This is a genomic window from Candidatus Enterococcus willemsii, from assembly GCF_009933335.1.
Taxonomy (GTDB): Bacteria; Bacillota; Bacilli; order Lactobacillales; family Enterococcaceae; genus Enterococcus_F; species Enterococcus_F willemsii.
Map to the genome: position 1 here is coordinate 168,001 of NZ_MAEL01000031.1, position 6,361 is coordinate 174,361.

A 6,361-nucleotide genomic window follows, 5' to 3' on the forward strand; every position below is an offset into this window, starting at 1 on the left:
ACACTTACTTCACAGGATATTTTATCGCATTTTTCTTCAATTTATCTGCAATAATTGTTTCCACATCTAACCCTAAATTATCCGATAACATGAGCGTATAAATTAATACATCTGCGATTTCTTCTTTAATGTTTTCCAAATTTTTTGCAACGCCTTCTTCTGCAGAAACCCACTGAAAATCTTCTAGTAATTCCGCAGCTTCCAGAGAAATAGAGATGGCTAAATCTTTCGCATTATGATGCGGACGCCAATTTCGTTCATCACGGAAATGATTAATTTGCTTGATGGTTTGTTGTAGGGACATTTAAATACCTCGATTTATTTTATTTGTTGGTTTTATAGTAACATTTTTTTCCAGTCTATGTCTTCACTTACAAAAAAGCAGCGATGAGAACTTTCCCATCACCACTTCTTTATTTTTTACTCATACACAGGATCCATACTACCTTCAACATCAACAAAATAATTACTAATATTATCTGGTTGATAATACACCTTCACTTGCCCATTTAAAAAGGCGCGTGGATCATAGCGTAATGGACGACTTTTAAATAAATAGTTATTGCCTTTTTCATCGACGTAGGAACAAGTCAAAAAGATTTGATGTCGGTAATTTACACGGATAGATGAATAGCCTACCTCTAAATTCCTAGCTATCAAGTATGTTCCCATCTCTCTTAAGTCATTTTCTTTTTTCGTTTTACGAATATGATAAAACAGAATGACACCACCAATAATAAACAAAATCAACGTAGGAGCACTAAATGCGTAAAGAAAAATACGACGAAATAGCGCAGCATTGGCTTCTGTATACGGCTGACGTACACCATTAAGTGTCAAATTAAAGTTGTCTGGACCTATAGGCACAAATTGCATCACAATTGCCGGTACCAAGAAAAGAACGCCCATACCAATTAATAACCAAGCAACCCATTTAAAGTTGCTATAAATACTTTTATTTTTCATTATGTTCCCTCCTTTTCTCTATTTTACCGTATAAATAGCGATTAACACAAAAATACATTATTTCGTTATAAATAAAATCTATAACATATGCAAAATAAAATGTATTATCTATTTCAATTTTTTCTTGCTAGAATAACCTCATCACTTAAATTACTGGAGGGCATCTATATGACAACAGATAAATTTCAACTTGTAGGCTCACTATTACGACCAAAAGATTTACTAGATTATAAAACACAAATCGAGCACCGTGACGATATTCAATATCCATTTTACGATGCTTTTCCAGGCTATAAAGAAACGGAAACCAAATCAATCAGCGATGTGATTCAACAACAAAAAGACCACAATATTACCGTAATAACTGACGGTGAACATGGGCGCTCTATGTGGCATCTCGATTTCTTATGGGGCTTCGCTGGGGTTGAGCGGTTAATTGCAGACAACGGCTATTCATTTGAAGATTTAGACGGCGGGCATTTTGAAACACGTAAGGATATCGACATCCGCATTACTGCACCTCTATCAGGTAAAAATCATCATTACTTGACTATCTATAAAGATACGAAAGCACAAGCCGGCGATACAGATGTAAAAATTACTGTCTGGGGCGCTGCACATGCCTTTACCGAGCTAACTGTTTTTAAAAATCTTGTTGGTGAAGATCAAGTGTATAAAACAAAAGCAGACTTACGAGCAGGCTTAATTAATGCGTACAAAGAATTTTTAACAGAATACAAAGAAGCAGGTGGCGAAATCGTCCAATTTGATGACTGTCTATGGGAGTTATTCGCAGAAGATAATGATAAAAGCTTCTTTGCACAAGGCAACGCTGGTTTAGAAGATTTGGCAGATGAATTTGTAGCAATCAATAATGAGGTTGCAGACTTTGCTCATGAACTAGGCTTAAAGGTTTGGACACATAATTGCCGTGGAAATTACCAAAGTCGTCATGCATCAAGCGGTACTTACAAAGCTATTGCTGAAAAATTCTTGCGTGACCAACATTATGACCGCTTCTATTTGGAGTGGGACGATGAACGCGCTGGCGATATTTCCGCTTTGGAAGTCTTGAAAGACCGCCCAGAAGTTGAAGTTGTTTTAGGATTACTATCAAGCAAAACGTCTACCTTAGATGATGAAAAACGCGTCATCGATTTATTAGATAAAGCAAGCACAATCTTACCAAAAGAACGCCTCTTCCTATCACATCAATGCGGTTTTGCATCATGCGATTGTGGCAACGAATTGTCAATTGAACAACAATGGGCAAAAATCGAGCAAGGACAGAAGATTGCCGCAGGGTATTGGGGGTAAAATTAAACAGGAATGAGTGCCAACAATCTAGTTGTTGTTGGTACTTTTTTATGCGTTTCAATTATAAAGACTGAGATATGATTACTACGCTTGATAATATGAAAAAACACCAAGGAGGTTCCGCTCCTTAGTGCTATTCTGACGATTAATTTTTTACTCCGAACTACTCAATAATTTGGGGTAAAGTATAGAACTGTGTCGGGTCATGGACGCTCATACCACGCCATTTGACAGACCCATCCTTTAATAACTTTTTCAAAATTTTTCGTGCGTACGTATCACTTCTTCTAATTACTTCTGAAGCCCGCTTTACTGTTATCGTTTTGTTATTGTATAGATGAGCAATAATCATTTGTTCTATCTCATTGAATCCCTCTTCATTAATCGCTAAGCCTAATTCCTCATCTATCTCGTAAAGGTAATATATCTTCACAAATCAACTCTTTAAATTCTGACGCAAGAACTTTTCCATATTTTAATTTAGATACATGATTTTCAGTTTTATTTTTATAGACTTCATAATTACCTGAACGTTTCATTTCACTTTCACCACTTTGTTTTTCTTTTCTAGGATTATAATTTGCTGCAACATAAATAGCAGCTTCCTCATCAACAGCCCATTTTTTTGAAAATTCATGGATAGCTTCTTGTTGTGTTCGTTGAATCATTTCTTCCAATAAAAGTGAAATATTTTTATCACGATAGTTTTCGGGATTTAATTGAACATCCTCCCATAAATATTTCACCAATTCCGCAAGTTTTACATTATTTTTAGCTAAATCATCAATATACCGATTCACTTCTAAAGAAGCTTTGGTATCTTCACGAGCCACTAATTCATATTCATCATTTCCACTAGGAACAAAAGCCTGAATTAACATCAAAATATATTCATAATTAATATTTTCAGTTTTAACAGATTCCAATTCATAGGCAATATCAATTTCTGCATCAATTAGGTCATCTGGGTTACCCTTTAGTTTTTCTAGTGCGTTTTGATATTTTCCTGAAAATTCTTCAACTTCCTGATAGCTAATATCAAATTCTTGCTCTAATTGTCCAGAATCAAAATCACTGTATACCTGAACTGCTGTAAATGTTTTATCTAATTTTTGATAAGCCTTTACAAATTTCTTTAATTCAATGTCACTCATGTGTTCAATATCTATATCACTAGGGGCATTTACAATCTCCCTCAATCCATGTATAGCACTGACAAAAGCACTTTTTGCCTCTTTCCAAGTTGGGGCCAGGACATCATTCTCACCGCCATTTGAGTACAAAATTAATGCATCTTTTACACGCTTTTCAAATGTTACAGGTGTTTGGAACGTTACGATTTGACCATATTTCTTATGCTTATCAAATAAACGGTTTGTTCTTGAGAAGGCTTGAATTAGCGCGTGAGGCTGCATTGGCGCTCGGTCAATAAACAGTGTAGACAGAGACGGTGCGTCAAAGCCTGTCAATAATCGATCGACAACAATGACTAAATCAAGTTGTTCTGTACGTGCAAAATATTTCTCTTTCTTACGTGCTAAGCGATCATTAACATTCTGATTGTACCCTCGTAGCGTATCAATCGTAAAATTTGTACCGAATTCTGCATTATAGGCACGCAATGCTCTTTTCATCTCCGCTTGATTTGAAATTGATGCCTCTTCATTTTCTGAAATAGAGTACGTAATGGCTACTTTCGGAAAATCTGGCAATACCCGTTTGGTTTCTTCATCAATACGAAGTGTTGACTCGCCATTTTTTACTTGCTGAATTAACTCAAAATATTTTTGAGCGTGTGAAATCGAAGATGTTGTCAAAATTGCACTATATGTTTGGCCTACTCCATTCGTAAATCCTAATTTTTTTCGGGACTTATTAAAAATAGAGTTCAAAACTTCTAACATATGCTGCTCATCTTCATAGACGGTTTTTGATAATCTTGCTTCTTTTTCTTCTAACTCTAATGATTCGATATCTAATTCACTTTTTGCATACTCAGCTAAAAGAGCCTTGTCCAATTGTTCTTCTGAAAAAGTCGACTTATATTCTACTTGAAATCCTAAAACAGCCTTATCGTGAATTGCTTCTTTTACAGTGTATTCATGCAAGCGTTCACCGTATTGCTGTTCGGTCGTTCGTGGCAAATCACCAACTTCTTTTTTCGCATTTTCAACAAAAATAGGCGTTCCTGTAAACCCATACCATAGTGATTGAATAAAGAATTCCTCAATCTCACGCTTCTTACTAGCACTGATAGCACGGTGACATTCATCTACTACAAATGCTACCTTCAATTGTGTCATCTTCTCATATCGCTTCGAACCTTCTTGGCTTGCAAATCGTTTCATTACATGATTTAGCTTCTGAATAGTTGTCACAATCAACGTGCGATCTTCAGATAATAATTTCTTTATCAAATCGTTTACATTATCCGTTTCATCAATATCAATCACATCATGTTCTGCGTACGATGAAAATGATGAAGTTGTTTGTTGGTCTAAATCCACTCGATCAACAATAAAAATTGTTTTTTGAATAGATGGGATTTGTAATAAATTACGAGCTACTTTATACGAAGTCAATGTTTTTCCCGAACCAGTCGTATGCCAAACATATCCAGATTTATGTTGACCAGATGCTTTCTTGACTGCTTCAATCGCATGTATTTGGTAAGGACGTAACAAAATTAAGGCTTTTTTATCATTATCAATCACTGTATACTGCGTCACCATTTTATGTGCCATTGGAATCGATAAAACATCTTGTGCAAATTCTAAGTAATCTGTCACTGGTTGATTTTTATTATCTACCCATTTTGTTAAAAACGGCTCTTTCAATTGAGAATCTTGACCTGCAGCAATATAACGTGTGTCCGTACCATTTGTCACGACAAACATTTGCAATGATGAATAGATACCAGTAAATTTACCTTCTTTCAAATATTTTTTGATTTGACGAAATGCATCCATATATGGATGCGCACGATTTTTTATTTCGATATGAATCATAGGCAGACCATTAATTAATAACGTCACATCAAAACGACGATTCCTATCCTCTAGTGACCGTTTATCCGATTTAAATTGATTAATTACTTCATACGAGGATATTCCACCTGCTATATCTTGACGATTAATGACACGTAAGCGAATCGTCCCTAATGTTGCATCTTCACGCTGTACTTGAACCTTTGCGACTCCATTCTCTCCAGCTAGCCATTGTGCTGCAGCATAGAAGTTCACAAAATTCAGCTGATTTTTAACCTGACGAAATTCCTGCTCTGTTAGAGGAATGCCTTTTAAAACATCTTTATTGTTTACTTCTAACTTTTGGCGAAAATTCTCCCATAGCTCATCTTCTGTATGTAAATCATTTCGATACGTCCATTGAGAGTCTCCGCTGATTAAGTTTTGAATCAACGTATCTTCTAATACTTGCTCTGCTGTAAATTTTGACATCAAAACACCTCATTTTTTGTATGTATTAAGATAATTATATCATAGAAATATAGGCTATAAAGTAAGGATTTCAACGATATTAGCAATTGGGAACAGTGTAAGTTGGAGGACATAACCCAACGAGTACGCGGAAATGATGGGCGGATGGACTTACCAACACTTACGATTTCTGCTCGTAGCGGTTGGTTAGACCAAAGAGAACGGTTTTCAGGAAATATCGCAGGCAAAGAGCAAAAAAACTATACATTGTTAAGAAAGGGGCAACTTTCTTATAATCATGGAAACTCAAAACAAGCTAAATATGGTGCAGTGTTTGAATTGACAACATACGCTGAAGCGTTAGTGCCACGTGTTTATCACAGTTTTGATACAAATGAGCTTTCTAGTTCTAGCTTTATTGAATATATGTTTGCGACTAAGAGGCCAGATAGAGAATTAGCCAAGCTTGTTTCTTCGGGAGCACGTATGGACGGCTTGCTAAATATTAATTTTGATGAGTTTATGGGGATTAACGTTAGCATACCACCTATTGAGGAGCAAGAAAAAATCGGTAACTTCTTCAAACAACTCGACGACACTATCACCCTTCATCAACAGAAACTCGAACAGTTACGAAGGAT

The 6,361-nt window shown here is 35.8% G+C and carries 6 protein-coding genes; 2 read left to right on the forward strand and 4 right to left on the reverse strand.

Annotated features, from left to right (window positions below; translation table 11 throughout):
- Positions 1–4: 4 nt before the first annotated feature.
- Positions 5–304 carry a nucleotide pyrophosphohydrolase gene (locus BAU17_RS04775; protein WP_161901682.1) on the reverse strand — a complete coding sequence of 100 codons (300 nt, stop codon included), beginning with the start codon at positions 302–304 and terminating at the stop codon, positions 5–7.
- 116 nt (positions 305–420) lie between these two features.
- Positions 421–966: a hypothetical protein gene (locus tag BAU17_RS04780; protein ID WP_161901683.1), complete on the reverse strand. Its 546-nt coding sequence runs from the start codon at positions 964–966 to the stop codon at positions 421–423.
- A gap of 168 nt (positions 967–1,134) precedes the next feature.
- Between BAU17_RS04780 and BAU17_RS04785 the strand changes: the two genes are divergently transcribed.
- A complete protein-coding gene (locus BAU17_RS04785) occupies positions 1,135–2,283 on the forward strand; it encodes a cobalamin-independent methionine synthase II family protein (protein WP_161901684.1) in 1,149 nt (382 codons plus the stop codon).
- Positions 2,284–2,446: 163 nt separating this feature from the next.
- Here the strand turns inward: BAU17_RS04785 and BAU17_RS04790 are convergent, their stop codons facing one another.
- Together BAU17_RS04790 and BAU17_RS04795 are read right to left on the reverse strand one after the other, a co-directional pair.
- Positions 2,447–2,716, reverse strand: a complete 270-nt coding sequence (locus BAU17_RS04790) for a hypothetical protein (RefSeq protein ID WP_161901685.1) — start codon at positions 2,714–2,716, stop codon at positions 2,447–2,449.
- Positions 2,685–5,741 (reverse strand): type I restriction endonuclease subunit R, encoded by a 3,057-nt coding sequence (locus BAU17_RS04795; RefSeq protein WP_161901686.1) that lies wholly within the window; start codon positions 5,739–5,741, stop codon positions 2,685–2,687. The genes BAU17_RS04790 and BAU17_RS04795 overlap by 32 nt, the downstream gene beginning before the upstream one ends.
- Positions 5,742–5,819: 78 nt before the next feature.
- On the opposite strand from BAU17_RS04795, the gene BAU17_RS04800 reads away from it, so the two are divergent.
- Positions 5,820–6,361 (forward strand): restriction endonuclease subunit S (locus BAU17_RS04800; RefSeq protein WP_237579082.1); only part of this gene is annotated, 542 nt, incomplete at its 3' end.

Bases quoted from the DNA above. Each gene is read 5' to 3' on its own strand.
- BAU17_RS04775 (WP_161901682.1), bottom strand. From the start codon at position 304: ATGTCCCTACAACAAACCATCAAGCAAATTAATCATTTCCGTGATGAA.
- BAU17_RS04780 (WP_161901683.1), bottom strand. From the start codon at position 966: ATGAAAAATAAAAGTATTTATAGCAACTTTAAATGGGTTGCTTGGTTA.
- BAU17_RS04785 (WP_161901684.1), top strand. From the start codon at position 1,135: ATGACAACAGATAAATTTCAACTTGTAGGCTCACTATTACGACCAAAA.
- BAU17_RS04795 (WP_161901686.1), bottom strand. From the start codon at position 5,741: ATGTCAAAATTTACAGCAGAGCAAGTATTAGAAGATACGTTGATTCAA.